Source organism: Cytobacillus sp. BC1816 (genome assembly GCF_051353635.1).
GTDB classification, from domain to species: domain Bacteria; phylum Bacillota; class Bacilli; order Bacillales; family Cytobacillaceae; genus Cytobacillus; species Cytobacillus oceanisediminis_C.
On record NZ_CP195611.1, the window covers coordinates 4,316,491 to 4,335,062 of the forward strand.

Here is an 18,572-nt window from a genome sequence, read left to right on the forward strand (position 1 = left end):
ATGATAAATTAAATATTTTCTGATACTTCCCTATATTAATACATTTAAAAAAGAAGCCGGCAAAATGCTCGGCTTCTTTTCGTTTATCCTTATTTGCTTTCTTTAAACCAGACATCAATTTTCTTGAGAATTTTTTCAGCTTCTGCTGTTTTGGATAAGCTGGGCAAGTTGACCAGCAGAGCCTGCTTAGGCGGAGTGACTCCATCCCCTTTTTTCTGAAGGATAAATATGCTTTTGGCCGCTTTTTCATTTTTGAACATGGTAAGCGGAAGCTGGACCAAACCTTGAATATAGGCATTTTCCTTAATGAATTCATGCAGCTTTGGTGCCTGTTCACTTTCAAACAGCCCATTTGGAATGATAAAAAATAAATATCCTCCAGATTTGACATGATTCATGCTCTGCTCAATAAATAAGTGATGGGAATAGGAATGTCCCTCATCTGCTTTTAACTTATACTCAGCTGAACGGACATCATTCGGATAATAGCCAATAGGCAGATCACTCACTACAGCATCAGCAGCTTCTATAAACAGGGGCTCAAGGCTATCCTGGTTAAAAAATTGAATGGGATGTTCCTGTAAATTGGCATTTATATAAGCAAGCTTAATTAATAAATCGTCAATCTCAATCCCAGTTGCCTCAACGGTTTTATCCTTTTGGTGATTCATAACGGTTGTCAATAAATTTCCTGTTCCTACTGCAGGATCCAGCAGGCGAAAACTTTTTTCCTGAATGAATTTTTCGACCAGATACCCCATTAGCATGCCTACTGCATCAGGAGTCATTTGATGATTTGGCTGGACGTTTTCTTTCATGCCTTTTAATATGGCAAGCTGAAAGGATTTTCTAATCTCTTCTTTTGTGCAGCTGCTTAAGTTAATGGATTCATAACTCTTCCTAAGCCTTTTAACTGTTAATTCGCTAAGCTCATCCTGAAGAATGCTTTCATGGAATAAATTCTCTCCTGTTTCAGCAAGAGCTTCCAGGTATGTAGAATGCAGTTCTTCCTGCATAATTGTAGCCGTTTCATTTAAAATCGTAAATAAATCCTCAACCGGAGTTATTTTCACAGCTTATTCCTCCCGTCCTTATTCTTTTTCCTATTTTAACGGGCTTTTGTTTCATTCACAAGTTTGGTGCAGAGTGAAGAAGTGAAAAATCCTATAGAATGTTGTTTATCTTATAAATGATGCCCGCTGATTTCAGCACTGGGCACTTGCTTACCGCGGGGAGGAATGAGAGCCTCCTCGGCTTCCCATGCAGGGTCTCTCAACTCCCTCTCATCCCGGAGAACATTGAATAAGCTTCCTCGAACTACACTGCACGAAGAAAATGCGGTAGCATTTTCGAGAATCAAGTGCCCTCCGCTCCAATCAATTGGTTAAAATTAGTTTGCAGCTAATTTCTTACGAAAAACAGCTAGAATAACATCTGAATCAATCAGGAGGCCAACAGCATAAAAAATAAAGCTCCGGAACAAATCCGGAGCTTTCAATATTCGTATAATTATTTCGCTTGCTTAGCAGCTTCAACGGCTGCTTCATAGTTTGGATGATCTGTTGCTTCACTTACATATTCCGCATATGTAACTGTGTCATTTGAATCGACAACAAAAACAGCACGAGCCAATAGGCGAAGTTCCTGGATGGCAGCCCCATAAGCTTCTCCGAAAGAAAGGTCACGGTGATCGGAAACGGTTTGAACATTTTCAATGCCTGCTGCTGCACACCAGCGTTTTTGAGCAAATGGAAGATCCACGCTTACCGTAAGAATCTTAACATTGTCAAGCTTGGAAGCTTCTTCGTTAAAACGGCGTGTCTGCGCATCACAAACTCCCGTGTCAATAGAAGGAACTACGCTGATTAGACGCACCTGCCCTTTTGAATCAGCAAGTGTTACTTCAGAAAGGTCATTAGCCAGCACCTTGAATTCAGGAGCTTTATCTCCAACTTTTACTTCATTGCCCAGCAATGTTACAGGATTTCCTTTGAACGTAATAGATGCCATTTAAATCGTCCTCCTTAATCACTTATGTACAGTGTAAATCATATCTTTTCAGAATCTTTTTTGCAATTATTAAGGCTGTATTCCAAGAAAAAAGTTAACTCTCCCTGGGAAAGTTAACTTCCTTTTCTTAGATATCAAGGTCTTGTTTCTTGCCGCTGTACTCATCATTGTTTTGATTCTGAGGCTGGCTTTGCTGATTGCCGTTTCCTCCATCTTTCTTGTTGAACATTTGCTGAATTTTATCGACGGCCTGTGGAGCAAGATCAAGAATTTTCTCATATAAATGAGTGCTTTCATCCAGATGAACCATTTTCACCCCTTGAGAATTGACAATCAAAAAGGCGATTGGAGTGATGGAGACACCGCCGCCGCTTCCGCCGCCAAACGGGTGGCCCTTTTCCTCGCCTGATTGTCCATCAAGCATGAACTCGCTTCCTCCTGCGGCAAAGCCAAAGCCGACCTTTGAAACGGTTAAAATTACACTTCCATCAGGGGTTTCTACTGGATCCCCAATTATGGTGTTAACATCAATCATCTCTTTCAGGTTTTCCATGGCAGTTGTCATAAGACCTTGAATAGGATGGTCAGACATTCATTGCTCCTCCTTTTTTATACAGTTTTAGTACCATCATCAGATAAGGCAGAAAGCGGCTTTGTCCTGAAGTCGGGCCGTTCGCCTTTCCAATATTTGATCAGTTTAATTCCTGCTAACATAGCATGCCCGACACGAAAATGAATCATACATGAAATGGCTGTTTGTGAGACGGAAAATTGGAAATGGGGAGTGACAGTGATACTGGGAGGCGTTTTCAGCTTCATATAATGACTTATTAATCCAAGAATGCTCCCTTTTATCGCCCAGAGAGCTCCAGTAAGCATCCCCGTATGGGCTGCATCCCCAAGGCCAGCAAATGTATGCCATTCAAGATTCCGGATGGTCACACGCTTTAGAAATTTCCGTATTATTTTGTGAAGAGACACGATATGATTTATCATTGATTTCGTATCATGCAAACTATTAATAAGATCTCTCGCGGAGAATTGCTGTGTATCTTGTTTAGGAGCATCATCCTGTGGTCCAGCCGCTGTTTTATCCTTAACAACAATAGTTGGCGAGTTATCATCAACTTTTATTAGAGGGACTTCTATTTTGTATCTGATCAGGCCGAACCAGGCTTTGAATTGAATTTTTAAATGGTCATTATCATTTCCATGATAAAAATGAATATATATCTTTAGTTTTGTTGCCATGATTAGAATTAAAAGAAGTATGAGGACAATTACGGCAATCAGAAGCCACTTCACTTTTTTCATCCCCTTTCAGCATTGTATTATGCCCAACTGAAAAAAAATAAACCTGCCACCAAACGGTGACAGGCTTCCTTTTCTCAGTTATAGACTTGTTCATTTTGCCTTTCATGAACTACAGAGGTATCTGCAAAAAGATCATGCAGTCCCTGTTTCTTCGGCAGGAATGCTACAATCACATACCCGACAAAAATGGTCGCTGATATAAAACGGCCGATCCATTCCCGGAACAGAATTGTGCTCCATGTCAGTTTCTTTCCTTTAAGATTTACTACCTTTAAACCAAATACCATTTTACCGAGCGTCTGGCCAAAAAACTTTGTCATCAGCACAAAATAGGCATAAAACGTAATGGCAGTAGCTATGGAAATTGGAGCAAACAAATTGCTTTCATGCAGAGGAATATCAAGCGCTCTAAAAATTGGATTAATCAATATCCGGTCAACACTGCCAACCACAACTAAATCTAAAAGATAAGCCCAAAATCTCATCCAAAACCCGGCAAACCTGAATGGTTTCTCAGTTTTCTGAATGGGGAGGGTTTCTGCTTGTGTGATCGTTTCATTAACAGCTGGATCTGCTTCATCAGGGGCTGGCTCATCCCTGCCTTCACCCTGTAATGAAACAGGACGGGCAAGCTCTCTTTCATTCTGTTCATTTGAAGTCATTTTCTCTCCACCTCCCTATTCAGCATAAAGATACATTAAACGCGGTGAGTTTGGCTGAGATAACAATTTCATCATCCCTGCCATTTCCAGGTCATCACCCATGATTTTTCGTGCTCCCATGCTGAACATGGAGCCGAACCCAAAATTCTCAGTGTACTTTACAACCTGGGCACCATCTAATTTATGGTCTTTCTTTAATTGGTCAATTACATCATCGTCATAGCCAAAACCGTCGATTAAATTCAGTTCTTTCGCCTGACGTCCGTCATAAATACGGCCATCAGCAATTTCTTTAACCTGTGCCTCAGTTAGTCCGCGGCCTTCCGAGATGACTTTAACAAACCCTGCATATGAATTATCAATCATGGATTGAAGGATTTTTCTTTCCTCATCTGTCATATCCCTGGTAGGGCTCATAATATCTTTATACGGCCCGCTCTTAATCGTTACAAACTCGACACCATACTTTTCTGCAAGCCCTGCATAATTATAGCCCTGCATGATAACACCCAGCGAACCGGTCAATGTCTCGGGGCTCGCAAATATCTTGTCAGCCGGAGCGGATATATAATAGCCTCCGGATGCAGCCATTGACCCCATTGATATGTATACCGGCTTCTTTGTTTCTTTTTGAATTTCCACAATCTTATCATGAATTTCGGCGCTTTCCACTACCCCTCCGCCTGGAGAATTAACCTTAATGACAATCGCCTTTACTGTGCTGTCTTCTTTCACATATTCAAGATTATCCATGAATCCTTTGTGATTATATCCCGGGCTTGCAAATAACGAAGCTGCATCTCCTGTATCCTGAATCACTCCATTTACATCAAGCACGGCTATCTTTTTCTGTGCATTTCCCTCTTCAATGACTTCTTCCAAAAATGCTTCATTGCTTCCTGCAAACAGTTCATTTACCGAGCTTTCAAAATCTGTAAATGCAAATGCAGTTACAAAGTTCAGCACAACGGAAAAAACAAACAGACCTGCTGCTATTCCTAGTGCAGCCCAACGTTTTCCATTCATTGTGAAATCCTCCTTTTAATATGCTTTCTCCTTTACATAATCAGCCGCCTTGTGCCTTGTTAGACTGATTATGATTCCCAGAAAACCGATTCGTCACATATTCTTCATACGTATAAACTTTTAAAATGTTTCAAAAAAAGGTAAACTGAACTCAGGCAACCATAATCATAGCAAAATATGAATTATTTGGGAAAGAAAATCATCAAGGACATTTTCCCCCCTGGGATTCCACAATCTTTATTACTGTTTGGAGGAATGAATATGCCTGAAAGACGCAATATATACTTTTATCATAAAAAAGATGAAGCAACAATGGAAAAAGTAGCACCGCTTTATAGCCTGGCTGAGGAGCATGCCTTTACCATAGTGAATGACTTCAAACAAGCAAATATCATTGTAAGCATCGGGGGAGACGGAACGTTTTTGCAGGCTGTCCGCAAAACTGGCTATAGGGATGATTGTTTGTATGCCGGAATTTCAACGACTGGCAGCCTGAGCCTGTACTGTGATTTCCATCTCGATGATACTGCCAAGATGGTAGAGGCAATGACGAATGAACAAGTAGAAGTAAGACGCTACCCCACTATTGATGTTACGGTTGATGACCAGACATCGTTTCAGTGCTTAAATGAATTCAGCATCCGTTCTGCCATCATTAAAACTTTAGTAATCGATGTCTTTATCGATGATTTTCATTTTGAAACGTTCCGCGGGGACGGAATGATTGTTGCCACCCCAACTGGAAGCACAGCCTATAATAAATCTGTAAATGGAGCTGTTGTTGACCCGCTGCTTCCCTGCATGCAGGTGAGCGAACTCGCTTCACTGAATAATAATCGCTATCGCACACTCGGATCTTCCTTTCTCCTGAGCGGAAACAGAAAGCTTACCCTAAAGGTGGTTCAAGATGGCAACGACCATCCTACAATGGGAATGGATAACGAAGCCCTCAGCATCCAGCATGTAGAAAAGATTGATATTAAACTTAGCGACAAAATCATTAAAACCGTAAAACTGAAAGACAATTCCTTTTGGGAAAAGGTTAAGAGGACATTTTTATAAGAAAAGCGAAAGCGCCTTGCCCACCCCCGACACCTCTAGGGGTAGGCGCTGGAGTTAGACAGCTCGACGTTCAAAACTTATACCTTCTAATATATAAAGAAAGAGTTTCGCATGGTGGTGCGAAACTCTTTTTCTATATGCCTATGCCTTTTCCGCGCTTTAATTTTGTTTCCCAATGGACAAAGAGTTTTGTCCTAGAAACAGAGTAAATCGTTAAGGCCAGCCAAATAAACATAAAGGAAAGCAAGTGAAGTTTTGTAAAGTGCTCATGATAAACGAAAATCCCCAGAATCAGAGTAATTGTCGGCGCAATATACTGCAGAAAACCAAGCATGGACATCGGTATCTTTTGTGCCCCTTTAGCAAAGTACAATAGCGGTACTGCTGTGGCTGCGCCTGCTCCTATTAGGAGCAAGTCGGAGCTTAGCGAAACATGCAGGAATGCCTGTTTGCCATCCATGAAAAGAATAACCATATAAATAAATGCTATTGGGGTCACTACAAGTGTCTCAAGCGTTAAACCAACTGCTGAATCTACCTTTATAAGCTTTTTGGCAAGCCCATAAAGGCCAAAGGATAAAGCGAGGACAATGGCTATCCAGGGAAACCGCCCGTAGCTGACAGTCAAAATCATAACCCCTGCAAACGCAAATCCAAAAGATATATATTGCGCCGTTGATAGTTTCTCTTTAAAAACTACCATGCCCAGAATCACACTTACGAGCGGATTAATATAATAGCCAAGACTAGCCTCAATCATCTGATCGGTATTGACCGCCCAAATATATAAAAACCAGTTGGTGCTGATCAGAAGGGAGGCGATTATAAGGGCATAGAGCTGCTTTCTATTTGTTTTAAATCCTTTCAGCGTTGCAGCAAAATCATTCCATTTCTTCGATGCCAGCAAAATCATCAGCATAAAGAAAAACGACCAAAAAATCCTGTTTGCCAAGATCTCATCTGCTTGAACGTGATCTAAAAACTTCCAATAAACCGGGAGAATGCCCCATAAAAAGTAAGCAAACCCTGCGTATAGAGCTCCCGTTTGCACTTCATTATTTTTCATTGCCGTTTCCTCAATTCCTTCTAGTATCGAAATATTTATATTATACTTCTGACATAAAAGTATTTGCAATCATTTTCCTGCCAAAACGATGCCAGGCACCTGCAGAATAGGCGCCTGGCACTTTCACTTATGCTTCGTATACTATTATTCCGTCAATAACGGTTTTGTTAACTGAAATAGCGGCAATTTGCCCTATTGGCATTTTAAAGATGTCTTCATTCAATATGGTGAAATCTGCCAGATATCCTTCTTTTATAATACCTCTATCATTTTCATGGGATGCAGCATATGCACTGCCTTTTGTGAATAAGCTTACTGCTTCATAAACAGTTAACGCTTCACTTGGGTAAAAGACCGTATTATGCGGATCATCTATATTTGTTCTTGTAACAGCCGCATGAATTCCAAGAAACGGATTGGCCGGCTCAATAGGTGCATCAGAACCTCCTGCACAATGTATCCCTTCTTTCAGAAGTGTCTTCCATGCGTAACAGTACTCCATATGTTCTTCACCAATCCGGTCAATCACCCATGGAAAATCTGAAGCTGTAAATCTAGGCTGGATATCAAGAATTAAAGGCAGCTTTTTAGCCCTGTCTATAAGATCTTTGCGCAGAATTTGTGCATGAATGAGCCTGTCTCGCCCCAAACCTTCCAGTGGGTGCTTTTCTATCGCATTTAATGCTATTTCAAATGCCAAATCCCCAATCGTATGGACGGCAACAGGCAATTCATGCTTGCGGGCTTTCTCCACTAATCCATCAAGCTGCTCCTGTGAAAAAATGGCAACTCCCGAAGTGGATGGGTCATCTGCATACGGATGGCTTAATAAAGCTGTTCTTCCGCCCAGGGCTCCATCGGCGAATATCTTCATAGCTCCAAACTCTATATAGTTACTTCCCTCTAAATACCCTCCGCCTGATTCCTTCATTTCATCCGCAACCTCATGATGAACAAGCAGATGTGCACGGAAAGATAGACCATCCTCCTCTATTACCTGCTTGAAAGCCTGATAAGTTTGGCTGAATCCTCCATAATAATTGAGATCCTCAGTATGTCCTCCTGTCAGCCCAAGCTTATAGGCATCTTTAATAGCCGCATGAAGCGACTTCCTTAAATAGCTATCTGATACAGTCGGCATCACATTAAATAAAAGCTCCTGGGCCTGGTCCTTCAAAAGTCCATTTAGTTTCCCAGATTCATCTTTATCGATTACTCCTCCTGGGGGACATTCAGTATCTTCAGTAATATTTGCTTTTTCTAATCCAAGGGAGTTCACTGCAAGGGCATGTCTGCACACACGTTTCAGCATGACAGGATGCTTCGGAACAAATTGATCAAGCTCTGAAGCATAAATAGGCTCCGGCTGATCCCATAAATTTTCATTCCAGCCTTCCCCAATGACCCACTCTCCCTCTTCTATGGTCTCTGAAAATTCCTTTACAGCCATAAGAACTTCCTGCTTTGATGTGTGTTTAGATAAGTCGAGCCTTATTAACCTTTCACCATGCCCGATTAGATGCATATGGCTATCCACAAATCCCGGCAGCATGGTGCTTCCCTGCAGATCTATCTCATTTTGAATCTCTTCTTTATATTTGCTTTTTAAATCTCTCAAGACGCCAATTTCAATAATTTGGCTTCCTTCTGTATAAACGGCCTCTATCTGATGACCTTCCTGCTGAAGGGTATAAATTGAGCCCCCATGCCAAAGCGTTCCCATAAATCTTTTCTCCTTTAATAGAGTGAAACTTCAATTAGTTTGGGTCCTTTTTCCACTGATAGTTAGTTGAGGCCCACAGGAAGTGGGTCACAAAGACGTTGCCACAGGCCAAGGAAAGCTGCGGCAGCGATACATCGCACGACCGAATGCGGCAGCTTTTGGGAGGACGTGGCGTTCTTGGTCTTTGTTCTTCTATCGGACCTTTACGGGGAGTTTGCCCCCCACCTCATTTATCACACTGAGTGTTAAAGTGGGGGTCTTACTGCCCTTAAGACTGCGATAACCTAAAAGTTCACATTTACCATAGTATAACAAAAATACAGGCGGAATTCCCGCCTGCATTTTTTACACATTCAGTTTTGTGCGGAAGCAGTTTCCGCTTCTTTTTTCCGTAATTCCACACGCATGATTTTTCCTGAAGTAGTTTTAGGAAGCTCTGACAGAAATTCAATTTTCCGAGGGTATTTATAAGGAGCTGTCAGCTCTTTTACATGTTCCTGCAGCTGGGAAACAAGGTTAGGTTCGCTTTGGTCCACACCTTCCCTTAATACAACGAATGCTTTAACGATTAATCCGCGCACTTCATCCGGACTCCCCACAACTGCACATTCAGCTACATATGGATGCTTTACAAGCGCATCTTCCACCTCGAAAGGTCCAATAGTATAGCCTGAACTGATAATAATATCATCCCCGCGTCCCTCAAACCAGAAATAGCCATCTTCATCTTTCTTTGCTTTATCTCCGGTAATATAGTAATCACCGCGGAATTGCATAGCTGTTCTTTCCGGATCTTTATAATAATTTTTGAAGAGCGCAGGAGTTTCGACATGGACAGCGATATCTCCTACCTCACCAACAGCACATACCTTACCTTCTTCATTAATAATGTCAACTCTGTTGCCTGGGGTCGGTTTGCCCATTGAACCTGCTTTTAGCTCCATATCCTTCGTAATGCCGACAAGCAGGGTATTTTCTGTTTGTCCATACCCATCACGGACATTTACGTTAAAATGTTTTTTGAATGTATCAATCACTTCGCGGTTTAGCGGTTCACCGGCTGAAACAGCACTATGAAGCGCCGGCAGCTTGTATTCATGAATATTATCTGCCTTTGCCATCAGCCTGTATTCAGTCGGCGTACAGCAAAGTACGTTTACCTGGTAATCCTCTAACAGCTGCAGGTATTTCTTCGGCTCGAACTTTCCATTGTAGACAAGTCCGGTAGCACCAGAACCCAGAACAGAGAGGAATGGGCTCCAGATCCATTTTTGCCAGCCAGGGCCTGCTGTTGCCCATACTGTATCGCCTTCATTAATGCATAGCCAGTTCGGTGCTGCTGTTTTTAGGTGAGCAAATGCCCAGCCATGTGTATGTACTACACCTTTAGGATTTCCTGTTGTTCCTGATGTATATGAAAGGAACGCCATGTCATCCCGGGATGTATCAGCCAATGAAAGGTCATCGGAAGCCTTTTTCATTTCCTCATCCAGCTGAGTCCAGCCATCTGCGTTTCCGCCTATCACAAACTTCGGCAGTGCTGCAGCTTCCTTAATATCTTTAAATTGATCAACATATGGATAGTAACTTACAATACCTTTTACATCCCCATGATTAATTCGGTATTGCAGATCTTTTGACCGAAGCATTTCTGAACTTGGTATGACGACAATTCCGGCTTTTAGTGATGCAATGTAAACCTGATACGCTTCAATCAGTCTTGGAACAATGATCAGAATAACATCCCCTTTATTCAGACCATTTTCCAAGAAAACGTTTCCAATTCTATTTGCATTTAGGATCAGTTCACTGTATGTAATCTCTTTCTTTTCTCCCAGTTCATTTTCCCACTTTATTGCAAGTTTGTCCTTATCTCCGGCAAACCGCTCCATTTCTGATACGAGATTGTATTTCTCCGGTGCAATTAATTCTTCCCGTTTCATCAAATCTCCCCCTGACAATTTCATATGCTGGTGTCTGAACTTGGATGTGAACTCTATAGAAATTATTATACTAAATTATTATAAAATTTTAAATTATTTATTTTTTGAAAAATAATTTTTGCGCAAAAATAAGGAGCAGGAATGATTCCTGCTCCTTGTAGCCATATTATTTAATTATCTTTGGAAACCGCCTAATTGCTGTTCAGCCATTTGAACTAAACGCTTAGTGATTTCTCCACCTACAGAACCGTTAGCGCGAGAAGTAGTTTCAGCACCAAGGTTTACACCGAATTCAGTAGCGATTTCGTACTTCATTTGGTCAAGAGCCTGTTGTACTCCAGGAACTAGAAGTTGGTTTGAGCTGTTGTTGTTTGCCATGTGATTTTCACCTCCTTGTGAGTATAGAATGTGTAGAATCACATGGCCATATACACTAATTAATTGGTAATTGTTGTATTATTTTTGAAGTTAAATTTAACAATTGCTGTTTTGGCATATAGATGAAGACCGTTGATTTCCGCGGCGGTCACTTGCTTTCCGCGGGGAGGAACTGGAAGCTTCCCGGCTTCGCCTGCCGGGTCTCCCGCTCCCTCTCCTCCCGCAGGTGCTCCGCTACAATTAACTCAGCGAAATAAAACCTGTATCCGCCATTTAACAATTAACCTGCATTTAGATCAAAATAGCTCCCCAAAAGACTCTTCATTGCGCGATTGAGGTTTAATAACCATCTTTTCGGTATCCTCAACTGCTTTTGCGATGAGCGGTTCGAAGTCAACAAAGCTTTCGAAGCGACGGACTTTGTCGCGCTTTGGTTTTGTTTTTGGGGATGATGGGACAAAAACGGTACAGCAATCTTCAAATGGCCTGATGGATATATCGTGAGTATCGATGCTTTGAGCAATCTCGATGATTTCTGATTTATCCATTGTGATAAGAGGACGAAGGATAGGTGTTGCAGTCACATCATTAATGGCAAACATGCTCTCGAGTGTCTGGCTGGCTACCTGTCCTAGGCTTTCCCCAGTGATGATGGCTAGACCATCATTTTTATTGCGTATTTCATCAGTGATCCGGAGCATTAATCGTCTTGTAGCCGTCATCGTATAATTCGACGGTACCTGCTGATGGATCAGCTGCTGAATCTCTGTAAATGGGACAATATGGAGTACAACGGTTCCAGCAATATTAGCAAGTTTTTCAGTTAAATCAATTACTTTTTGCTTTGCACGCTCACTCGTGAAAGGCGGGCTGTGAAAATGGACAGCTTCAATTTCCAATCCTCTCTTCATGGACAAGTAACCAGCTACCGGACTGTCAATTCCCCCAGAGAGCATAAGCATGGCCTTTCCGCTGGAACCTGCAGGAAGTCCGCCAGCCCCCTGAATAGTTTCGCATGATAGGTAAGCCGCCTCTTCGCGAACTTCAATTTGCAGATTTATATCCGGTTTTTTCACGTTCACTTTTAGCCCCGGCACATTCTGCAGGAGGTGTCCGCCAAATTCATGGTTAAGTTCATCTGTATTTAAAGGGAAACTTTTATCCGCTCTCTTAGCCGTAATTTTGAAAGTCTTTCCTTCTTCAAAATGTTTTAAGAACAACCCTAACGCGGCAGCCTTCATTTCTTCGATATCTTTAGTGGTTTTAACAGCAGGACTGAAAGACTGTATGCCAAAGATGCCCCTAAGGCGATCAGAAATCTCTCTGCCATCTGCACCATTCAAAACAACGTACATCCGGTCTCTTGTAGATTCTATCTTGATCCCGGGAAATTCATTGAGCACATCGAATATGCTTTTTCTTAATTTATCCACAAACATATTCCGGTTTCTGCCTTTTGTGGAGATTTCTCCATATCGTATAAGTATACGATCATAATTTATCATGATTTCATAACCTCTCTTAGCCTAATAACGTTCTCTTTTACTGCCTCAATAAAAACCTCTGCCTCTTCCATTGTATTATCATAAGATAAGCTGATCCTGACTGCACTTTTTGCATCTTTTTCAGGGATTCCCATAGCCATCAAGGTGCTGCTGGCAGCAGCTTTCTTTGAAGAGCAGGCACTTGTAGTTGATATATATATCCCGCGCTCTCCTAAAGCGTGGACAAATACCTCTGCTTTGAATCCTTCTATGGAAAAATTCACAATATGAGGAGCAGAGTTTTTTTCGGGAGTATGGACAGTAATACCCTCGATTTTATTCATTTCCTCAAAAATATACCTTTTAATGGATAAAATTTGGCTCAAACGCCTTTCCATATTATTTATTGTCAGCCTTAGCGCCTTTGCCATTGCTACAATGCCAGCTACATTTTCTGTGCCGCTTCTCATTTTCCATTCCTGATTGCCCCCGGATAATAACGGTGAAAGACGAAGACCATCACGAATGAACAAAACCCCATTCCCCTTCAAACCATGGAATTTATGAGCCGATATCGTACACAGATCCACGCTTGCTTGATAAAGATCAAGAGGAACCTTGCCGATTCCCTGGACATTATCTACATGAAATACCACTCGCGAATGCTTCTTCAGCATCTCTCCAATTTCCTTTATTGGCTGAATGGAACCAATTTCATTGTTTACATGCATGACAGAGACTAAAATAGTTTCCGGTGTAATTTCCTTTTCAATGTCTTCAGCATGGACAATACCGTTTTTATCCGGTGCAATGATGGAGATGCTGCAGCCCAATTCCTTCAGCTGATCCATCGCTTCCTTCACTGAAGCATGTTCCAATCCAGTTGTGATAATGTGGCGGCCTCTTTTTCTATGCATTAGAGCCGTTCCTTTTATTGCAAGATTATTGCTCTCTGTCCCTCCGGATGTAAAATACACCTCATTATGCTTAACATTTAGCAGATGAGCAATTTGCTCACGTGCCTGCATCAGCAGCCTCTCAGCTTTTCCGCCGAATCCATGCAGGGAAGAGGGATTCCCAAAGTATTCTGAAGAAACCTTTATAAAAGATTCAAGCACTTCTTTATATGGTTTTGTCGTTGCACTGTTATCAAAATATATCACGGACTTCTCCTTTCCGTTAAGAAAACCCTTTAGCCAACTGTAAATCATATCATAACCACGTAAAATTGGAAATGTAATTAAAGCTTTTGTTTTTTTCTTTACTATTAAATTATTCAAGTTTGTACAGTTTAACCAAATGAATGAATTGCTGCCCCAGTGGAAAGCTGATAACATTGCACTGTGAGTAAGGACAGCTCCAGTTTATTATTATAAAATACTTAATATTAAGACTTCGAATTTTTTCGACATTTTTTTTAGCACCTGTGCTAATATGAAAATGTTCTAAACATTAAGATATGGAACCATTTTCAGGAGGATATATATGGAGAATAAAACATTGGCACCAAAACAAATTCTCGCCGTCGGACTCATGTTATTTGCTCTATTCTTTGGGGCGGGGAATATGATTTTCCCTCCATTCCTGGGACAATCTGCCGGCACGAATGTATGGACCGCTATTATCGGATTTTTAATTACAGGGGTCGGATTGCCTCTATTAGGCATTATTGCCATTGCCAAAAATGGCGATTTACAGACTATTGCAAGCCGGGTACACCCTTTATATGGAATTATTTTTACGATTATTATGTACTTAGCTATCGGGCCATTTTTCGGAATTCCGCGTACCGGAACTGTTGCTTTTGAAATAGGGATCACTCCGTTCTTGTCTGAAACCGCTTCCAATAGTACTTATACTTTATTGGCTTATACCATTGTCTTCTTTTGCATTACAGCATGGCTTTCTTTGAATCCATCGAAGTTAGTGGATAGAATCGGGAGTATTTTCACACCTGCACTCCTCATAATCCTTGCTGTCCTGGTGATTAAAAGCTTCATTACTCCAATGGGCGAATTAAAAGCGCCAATGGGGGCATATGAAGAGGGGCCGTTCTTTAAAGGCTTCATTGAAGGCTACCTGACTATGGATACAATTGCAGCTTTAGTATTTGGTATTATTGTTATTGGTTCAATACAGGGCATGGGTGTGACAAATAAACATTCACTGATGAAAATATGCATTACAGCCGGACTTATAGCAGCTGCTGGTCTTGCGGCAGTATACTTGTCCCTTGCATATATTGGGGCATCAAGTATGGAAGCTATAGGTCAACTTGATAATGGCGGCGCTATCCTATCCGCTGCTTCTCAGTACCTATTTGGTCCTGCTGGAGCATTGATCCTTGGATTGGCCATTACGGTAGCATGCCTAACAACATCTGTCGGACTCGTTTCCGCTTGTGCGCAGTACTTTCATAAGCTGCTTCCAAAAGTACCTTATAAAATCATTGTTATCATTCTTTCGCTGTTCAGCATGGTGGTTGCAAACATTGGTTTAACTCAGCTGATTCAACTTTCATTGCCAATCTTAATCATAATTTATCCTCTGGCCATCGTACTGATCCTGCTTTCCTTTATGCACAATGCATTTAATGGATACTCTTCGGTATATATAGGGGCTTTAATTCCCACAGGCTTAATTAGTTTTGTGGATGGGCTAAAAACTGCTGGAATGGATGTATCCGTTATCACAGACTCACTGCAATTCCTGCCATTCTTTGCTGAAGGAATCGGCTGGATAGTGCCTGCCATTGCAGGAGCTGTTATAGGTTACTTCCTGGCAATGGCTTTCGGAGAATCTAAAAAGCCAATTGCAGTAAATGACTAAACAAAAAACCAGATCCAACCGGATCTGGTTTTTTAGTGCTCAGTAATCATTTCTTCTATTCTCTTGATCGCACCCGGCTCGACCTCTTCGATCGAAGCTGCAGCCTGCTCCAGTGCTGATTTATATTCATAGCTTCTGAATGAAGCTTCTGCTTCCTTTAACCCTTTATCAATAGATGGATATCTGCTTCTGTATCGGTTTCCATATTGAATGACTTTCTCTGCTAAAAGGATCGTCTCAATCATATCACCCACTGAATCAGCAGCCTTATCGACAGTAAGCACAGCAACTTCAAGATATTGCTGAACCGCAGGAATATTCAATGGTTTCTCATCGAGTTTAGCCAGCACATTATCTATGCTTTCTTTCGCATCCTGGATCAAATATTTATATTCCTGGGAAACTCCGGGCACATTGTTTTTGGAGATAAGCCTTATCGTTTCTGCCACTTTCTTGCTTAACTCTTTCACCTTTTCCCTTGCAGACATCTCGTCTTTTCTTAAGGCCTGGAGCATTTCCGCAAAGGCTGTCTGCTCATCTGAAATTTCCTCAATGTGTTCCTTGATTTCAGCAAGTTCTTCTCTCAAGACTGTATGGGGAGTACTCCCGCTATTAAGCTTATGCTCCAGCACTTCGAACTTTTTGAAGAGCTGAGTTATTTTTTTCTCCAGGTGGATTTGAATTTCCAGATCCTTGTCTGGAACATGATAGCTATTCCTGATAGCCGTTATCTCTGTCTTAAGCTGATTATTCATATCTTTATTATTATAAAGCATGTTTCTTGTTGCCTCATCCTGCTGACTCAAGTAATGTCTGGCATGTACTTCCTTTTCGAGCAGATCATACAGAAGTTCAATATTATCTTTAATCTCTTCGACTCCTTTTTGAACTTCCTCGATTTGCGCTTGATCAATGGAGCCGGCATATCCTTTTACTTGTTCTTCAAGCCTCTCAAGTTCTTTATCTAGTTGAAGGTGATCAAGCAGATACCCCTGATCCAGCATTTCCTTGTACCCATCCCTTAACTCTTCCAGCTGGGAAGGGATCTTGGATTGACACTCAACCATCAGGTTGGGAATAGATTCCATTTTAGCCTGAGAATCCTCAAGCAGAGCTTTGATCACTAAAAGGGTTTCACGAGCTTCAAGGTAATTGCCCTTCTCGGTTTTCTCATCGAATTCTTCAAATTTGGCCAATGCTTCATCCAGCTGTTCTTCAAGAATTTTTTCTGATTTACCGAATGTATGGCGATGCGCAAGCAGAGACTTTTTGCATTGGCGATACATTTCTTTCAGTTCTTCAATTTCCGCTCTATTTTTTTCTTCACTGCCTACCAGCTCATTTAATTCACTCAGCAGATTTTTTATGCTTTCTTCAATCTCAGTTAATCTCTTCTCTATTCTCTGCTGGATTTCCTGAGAATTCTTAAAGCGGTATTTATCGATGCTCTCTTCAGCATCAAATAACAATTCCTCCACATCCGGGAGCTGTGATGTTACGATCTCATCCCATTCATTTCTCCAGCGCTCAAATAATTCTTCTGTCTGGCCCGTCATATTAAGCTTTTTCACTCTCGACATCTCATCCAGGACTGGGCGGTCCGTTATGTCCATTTTCCATGTTTCCAGCCTGTCAATTTCCTTATAATGTTTTTTCTTTAAAAAATAACCCGTGAGATATAGGCATAAAAGAATGACTATAACTCCAATGATGTATTCCATTTTAAAGCCCCCTGTTCTGTTCCCGAGCCAATATGTATATGTAAAGTTTTTATTTAAGAAATATCAAATGCCCGCGGGCGTTTTTTCATTTTCACATGTTATTTTCAATGCTTTTATGATACCATGTAAACGACATTTTTTGACTATTTATTTCATATTTTTATGAATTTCTTCTTTTATATCTTGTCTAAATTGCTATTTTCGGAAAATACTTGGAACATCCGTATTTTTTTATTGAACTATATGAGCTGTTCAAATACAAACAATTCGCTTTTTATAAAAGATTTCCTTCTTTATTTAAGAGATATGTTAAAAAGTGACTTGAGTACTGGATAAATGAAACTTCAAACAGCGCGGTTTCTTCCCAACTGTTTGTTAGTTGAGGTCCTCAGGAAGTGTGTCACAAAGACCTTGCCACAGGACATGGCGTTCTTAGTTTGTACTTCTTTCGGGCCTTTACGGGCAGTTTGACTCTCTCGATTCCTTCTAAGATACCTTAGAGTTTAACTGCCCTTTAGACTGCGATAAACATTTGCTGAAAGGAAGTTCTCCATATGCTAAAAGACGGACACATCCACACTCCCTATTGTCCGCATGGGACAAAGGACGCATTGGAAGATTATGTTGAAAAAGCAATAAATCTGGGTTTTAAAGAAATTTCATTTACTGAACATGCTCCGCTCCCTGAGGGCTTTGAGGATCCCGCACCTGCTTGCGACAGTGCGATGCGCAAGGAGCATCTTGAGAAATATTTTATTGATATATCAAGGGTGAAAGCTGCTTATCAAGGGAAAATCAGGATTAATGCGGGGCTTGAAGTGGATTATATTGAAGGCTTTGAACAGGAGATCCGCAAATTTCTTGAAATGAACGGGAGATATATGGATGACTCTATTTTATCTGTACACTTTCTAAAGCATGGAAGCCGCTACGAATGCCTGGACTACAGTCCCGATGTTTTTGCAAAGATGATCGAAGAATACGGTTCTATTGAAGCAGTTTATATGAATTATTTCCGCACCCTGCTTTTATCTATAAAAGCAGATTTGGGGCCGTATAAACCAAGAAGGATTGGGCATATAACCCTGGTGAAAAAATTCCAAAAAAAATATCCCGCTGATCGGGAATTTAGAGAGGAAATATACCAAATCCTTGATGAGGTGCAAAATCAAGGCTATGAACTCGACTATAACGGAGCCGGTTTCTCCAAGCCGTTATGCAAAGAGTCCTATCCTCCCGATTGGGCTGCAGAAGCAGCGGCCCAAAAAGGCATTTCACTGATTTATGGGTCCGATTCTCATCAGGCAAAGGAAATGGGTCAGGGCCTTGATTGGATGAAACACCTATAAATGCT

At 41.2% G+C, this 18,572-nt stretch carries 16 protein-coding genes; 3 read left to right on the forward strand and 13 right to left on the reverse strand.

The features are described from left to right. Positions 1-89: 89 nt before the first annotated feature. The 6 genes from ACR42H_RS21925 to sppA all read right to left on the reverse strand — a co-directional run bounded on the left by ACR42H_RS21925 (position 90) and on the right by sppA (position 5,012). The gene (locus ACR42H_RS21925) at positions 90-1,073 is read right to left on the reverse strand and encodes a class I SAM-dependent methyltransferase (protein WP_258746013.1); all 984 of its coding nucleotides are present in this window, start codon (positions 1,071-1,073) and stop codon (positions 90-92) included. 436 nt (positions 1,074-1,509) lie between these two features. Then, positions 1,510-2,010, reverse strand: coding sequence for a thiol peroxidase (tpx, locus tag ACR42H_RS21930; RefSeq protein WP_436373232.1), 501 nt, complete (start codon positions 2,008-2,010; stop codon positions 1,510-1,512). Between the two features lie 127 nt (positions 2,011-2,137). Next, positions 2,138-2,602: a GerW family sporulation protein gene (gene ytfJ / locus ACR42H_RS21935; RefSeq protein ID WP_113882591.1), complete on the reverse strand. Its 465-nt coding sequence runs from the start codon at positions 2,600-2,602 to the stop codon at positions 2,138-2,140. 17 nt (positions 2,603-2,619) lie between these two features. Then, the gene (locus ACR42H_RS21940; protein ID WP_113882590.1) at positions 2,620-3,315 is read right to left on the reverse strand and encodes a DUF2953 domain-containing protein; all 696 of its coding nucleotides are present in this window, start codon (positions 3,313-3,315) and stop codon (positions 2,620-2,622) included. Positions 3,316-3,398: 83 nt separating this feature from the next. After that, positions 3,399-3,986, reverse strand: coding sequence for an RDD family protein (locus tag ACR42H_RS21945; protein WP_113882589.1), 588 nt, complete (start codon positions 3,984-3,986; stop codon positions 3,399-3,401). A gap of 15 nt (positions 3,987-4,001) precedes the next feature. Then, a complete protein-coding gene (gene sppA / locus ACR42H_RS21950) occupies positions 4,002-5,012 on the reverse strand; it encodes a signal peptide peptidase SppA (protein WP_113882588.1) in 1,011 nt (336 codons plus the stop codon). Between the two features lie 261 nt (positions 5,013-5,273). On the opposite strand from sppA, the gene ACR42H_RS21955 reads away from it, so the two are divergent. Continuing rightward, on the forward strand, positions 5,274-6,074 hold the full coding sequence (locus tag ACR42H_RS21955; protein WP_113882587.1) for an NAD kinase: 801 nt from the start codon (positions 5,274-5,276) through the stop codon (positions 6,072-6,074). A 133-nt stretch (positions 6,075-6,207) separates the two neighbouring features. Here the strand turns inward: ACR42H_RS21955 and rarD are convergent, their stop codons facing one another. The 6 genes from rarD to ACR42H_RS21985 all read right to left on the reverse strand — a co-directional run bounded on the left by rarD (position 6,208) and on the right by ACR42H_RS21985 (position 13,831). Then, positions 6,208-7,140, reverse strand: a complete 933-nt coding sequence (gene rarD / locus ACR42H_RS21960; RefSeq protein ID WP_113882586.1) for an EamA family transporter RarD — start codon at positions 7,138-7,140, stop codon at positions 6,208-6,210. A gap of 127 nt (positions 7,141-7,267) precedes the next feature. Beyond that, the gene (locus ACR42H_RS21965) at positions 7,268-8,863 is read right to left on the reverse strand and encodes an amidohydrolase (RefSeq protein ID WP_436373236.1); all 1,596 of its coding nucleotides are present in this window, start codon (positions 8,861-8,863) and stop codon (positions 7,268-7,270) included. A gap of 353 nt (positions 8,864-9,216) precedes the next feature. Beyond that, the gene (gene mbcS, locus ACR42H_RS21970; RefSeq protein ID WP_436373238.1) at positions 9,217-10,806 is read right to left on the reverse strand and encodes an acyl-CoA synthetase MbcS; all 1,590 of its coding nucleotides are present in this window, start codon (positions 10,804-10,806) and stop codon (positions 9,217-9,219) included. A 174-nt stretch (positions 10,807-10,980) separates the two neighbouring features. Beyond that, positions 10,981-11,184, reverse strand: coding sequence for an alpha/beta-type small acid-soluble spore protein (locus tag ACR42H_RS21975; protein ID WP_035330326.1), 204 nt, complete (start codon positions 11,182-11,184; stop codon positions 10,981-10,983). A gap of 296 nt (positions 11,185-11,480) precedes the next feature. Then, positions 11,481-12,689: a tRNA uracil 4-sulfurtransferase ThiI gene (thiI, locus tag ACR42H_RS21980; protein WP_436373240.1), complete on the reverse strand. Its 1,209-nt coding sequence runs from the start codon at positions 12,687-12,689 to the stop codon at positions 11,481-11,483. After that, positions 12,686-13,831 (reverse strand): cysteine desulfurase family protein, encoded by a 1,146-nt coding sequence (locus tag ACR42H_RS21985; RefSeq protein ID WP_113882852.1) that lies wholly within the window; start codon positions 13,829-13,831, stop codon positions 12,686-12,688. Before ACR42H_RS21985 ends, thiI begins: the two co-directional genes overlap by 4 nt. A 322-nt stretch (positions 13,832-14,153) precedes the next feature. On the opposite strand from ACR42H_RS21985, the gene brnQ reads away from it, so the two are divergent. Then, positions 14,154-15,497 (forward strand): branched-chain amino acid transport system II carrier protein, encoded by a 1,344-nt coding sequence (gene brnQ, locus ACR42H_RS21990; protein ID WP_436373243.1) that lies wholly within the window; start codon positions 14,154-14,156, stop codon positions 15,495-15,497. Positions 15,498-15,529: 32 nt separating this feature from the next. Here brnQ and ezrA read toward each other — a convergent pair whose 3' ends face one another. Next, positions 15,530-17,218, reverse strand: a complete 1,689-nt coding sequence (gene ezrA, locus ACR42H_RS21995; protein WP_436373245.1) for a septation ring formation regulator EzrA — start codon at positions 17,216-17,218, stop codon at positions 15,530-15,532. 554 nt (positions 17,219-17,772) lie between these two features. On the opposite strand from ezrA, the gene hisJ reads away from it, so the two are divergent. Beyond that, the gene (gene hisJ, locus ACR42H_RS22000) at positions 17,773-18,567 is read left to right on the forward strand and encodes a histidinol-phosphatase HisJ (RefSeq protein ID WP_436373247.1); all 795 of its coding nucleotides are present in this window, start codon (positions 17,773-17,775) and stop codon (positions 18,565-18,567) included. The last annotated feature ends 5 nt before the right edge of the window (positions 18,568-18,572 follow it).

Excerpts from the sequence above, each read along its gene's own strand:
- brnQ (WP_436373243.1), top strand. The coding sequence starts at position 14,154 with ATGGAGAATAAAACATTGGCACCAAAACAAATTCTCGCCGTCGGACTC.
- ACR42H_RS21965 (WP_436373236.1), bottom strand. The coding sequence starts at position 8,863 with ATGGGAACGCTTTGGCATGGGGGCTCAATTTATACCCTTCAGCAGGAA.
- mbcS (WP_436373238.1), bottom strand. The coding sequence starts at position 10,806 with ATGAAACGGGAAGAATTAATTGCACCGGAGAAATACAATCTCGTATCA.
- tpx (WP_436373232.1), bottom strand. The coding sequence starts at position 2,010 with ATGGCATCTATTACGTTCAAAGGAAATCCTGTAACATTGCTGGGCAAT.
- ytfJ (WP_113882591.1), bottom strand. The coding sequence starts at position 2,602 with ATGTCTGACCATCCTATTCAAGGTCTTATGACAACTGCCATGGAAAAC.
- hisJ (WP_436373247.1), top strand. The coding sequence starts at position 17,773 with ATGCTAAAAGACGGACACATCCACACTCCCTATTGTCCGCATGGGACA.
- ezrA (WP_436373245.1), bottom strand. The coding sequence starts at position 17,218 with ATGGAATACATCATTGGAGTTATAGTCATTCTTTTATGCCTATATCTC.
- ACR42H_RS21975 (WP_035330326.1), bottom strand. The coding sequence starts at position 11,184 with ATGGCAAACAACAACAGCTCAAACCAACTTCTAGTTCCTGGAGTACAA.
- sppA (WP_113882588.1), bottom strand. The coding sequence starts at position 5,012 with ATGAATGGAAAACGTTGGGCTGCACTAGGAATAGCAGCAGGTCTGTTT.
- ACR42H_RS21945 (WP_113882589.1), bottom strand. The coding sequence starts at position 3,986 with ATGACTTCAAATGAACAGAATGAAAGAGAGCTTGCCCGTCCTGTTTCA.
- rarD (WP_113882586.1), bottom strand. The coding sequence starts at position 7,140 with ATGAAAAATAATGAAGTGCAAACGGGAGCTCTATACGCAGGGTTTGCT.
- ACR42H_RS21955 (WP_113882587.1), top strand. The coding sequence starts at position 5,274 with ATGCCTGAAAGACGCAATATATACTTTTATCATAAAAAAGATGAAGCA.
- thiI (WP_436373240.1), bottom strand. The coding sequence starts at position 12,689 with ATGATAAATTATGATCGTATACTTATACGATATGGAGAAATCTCCACA.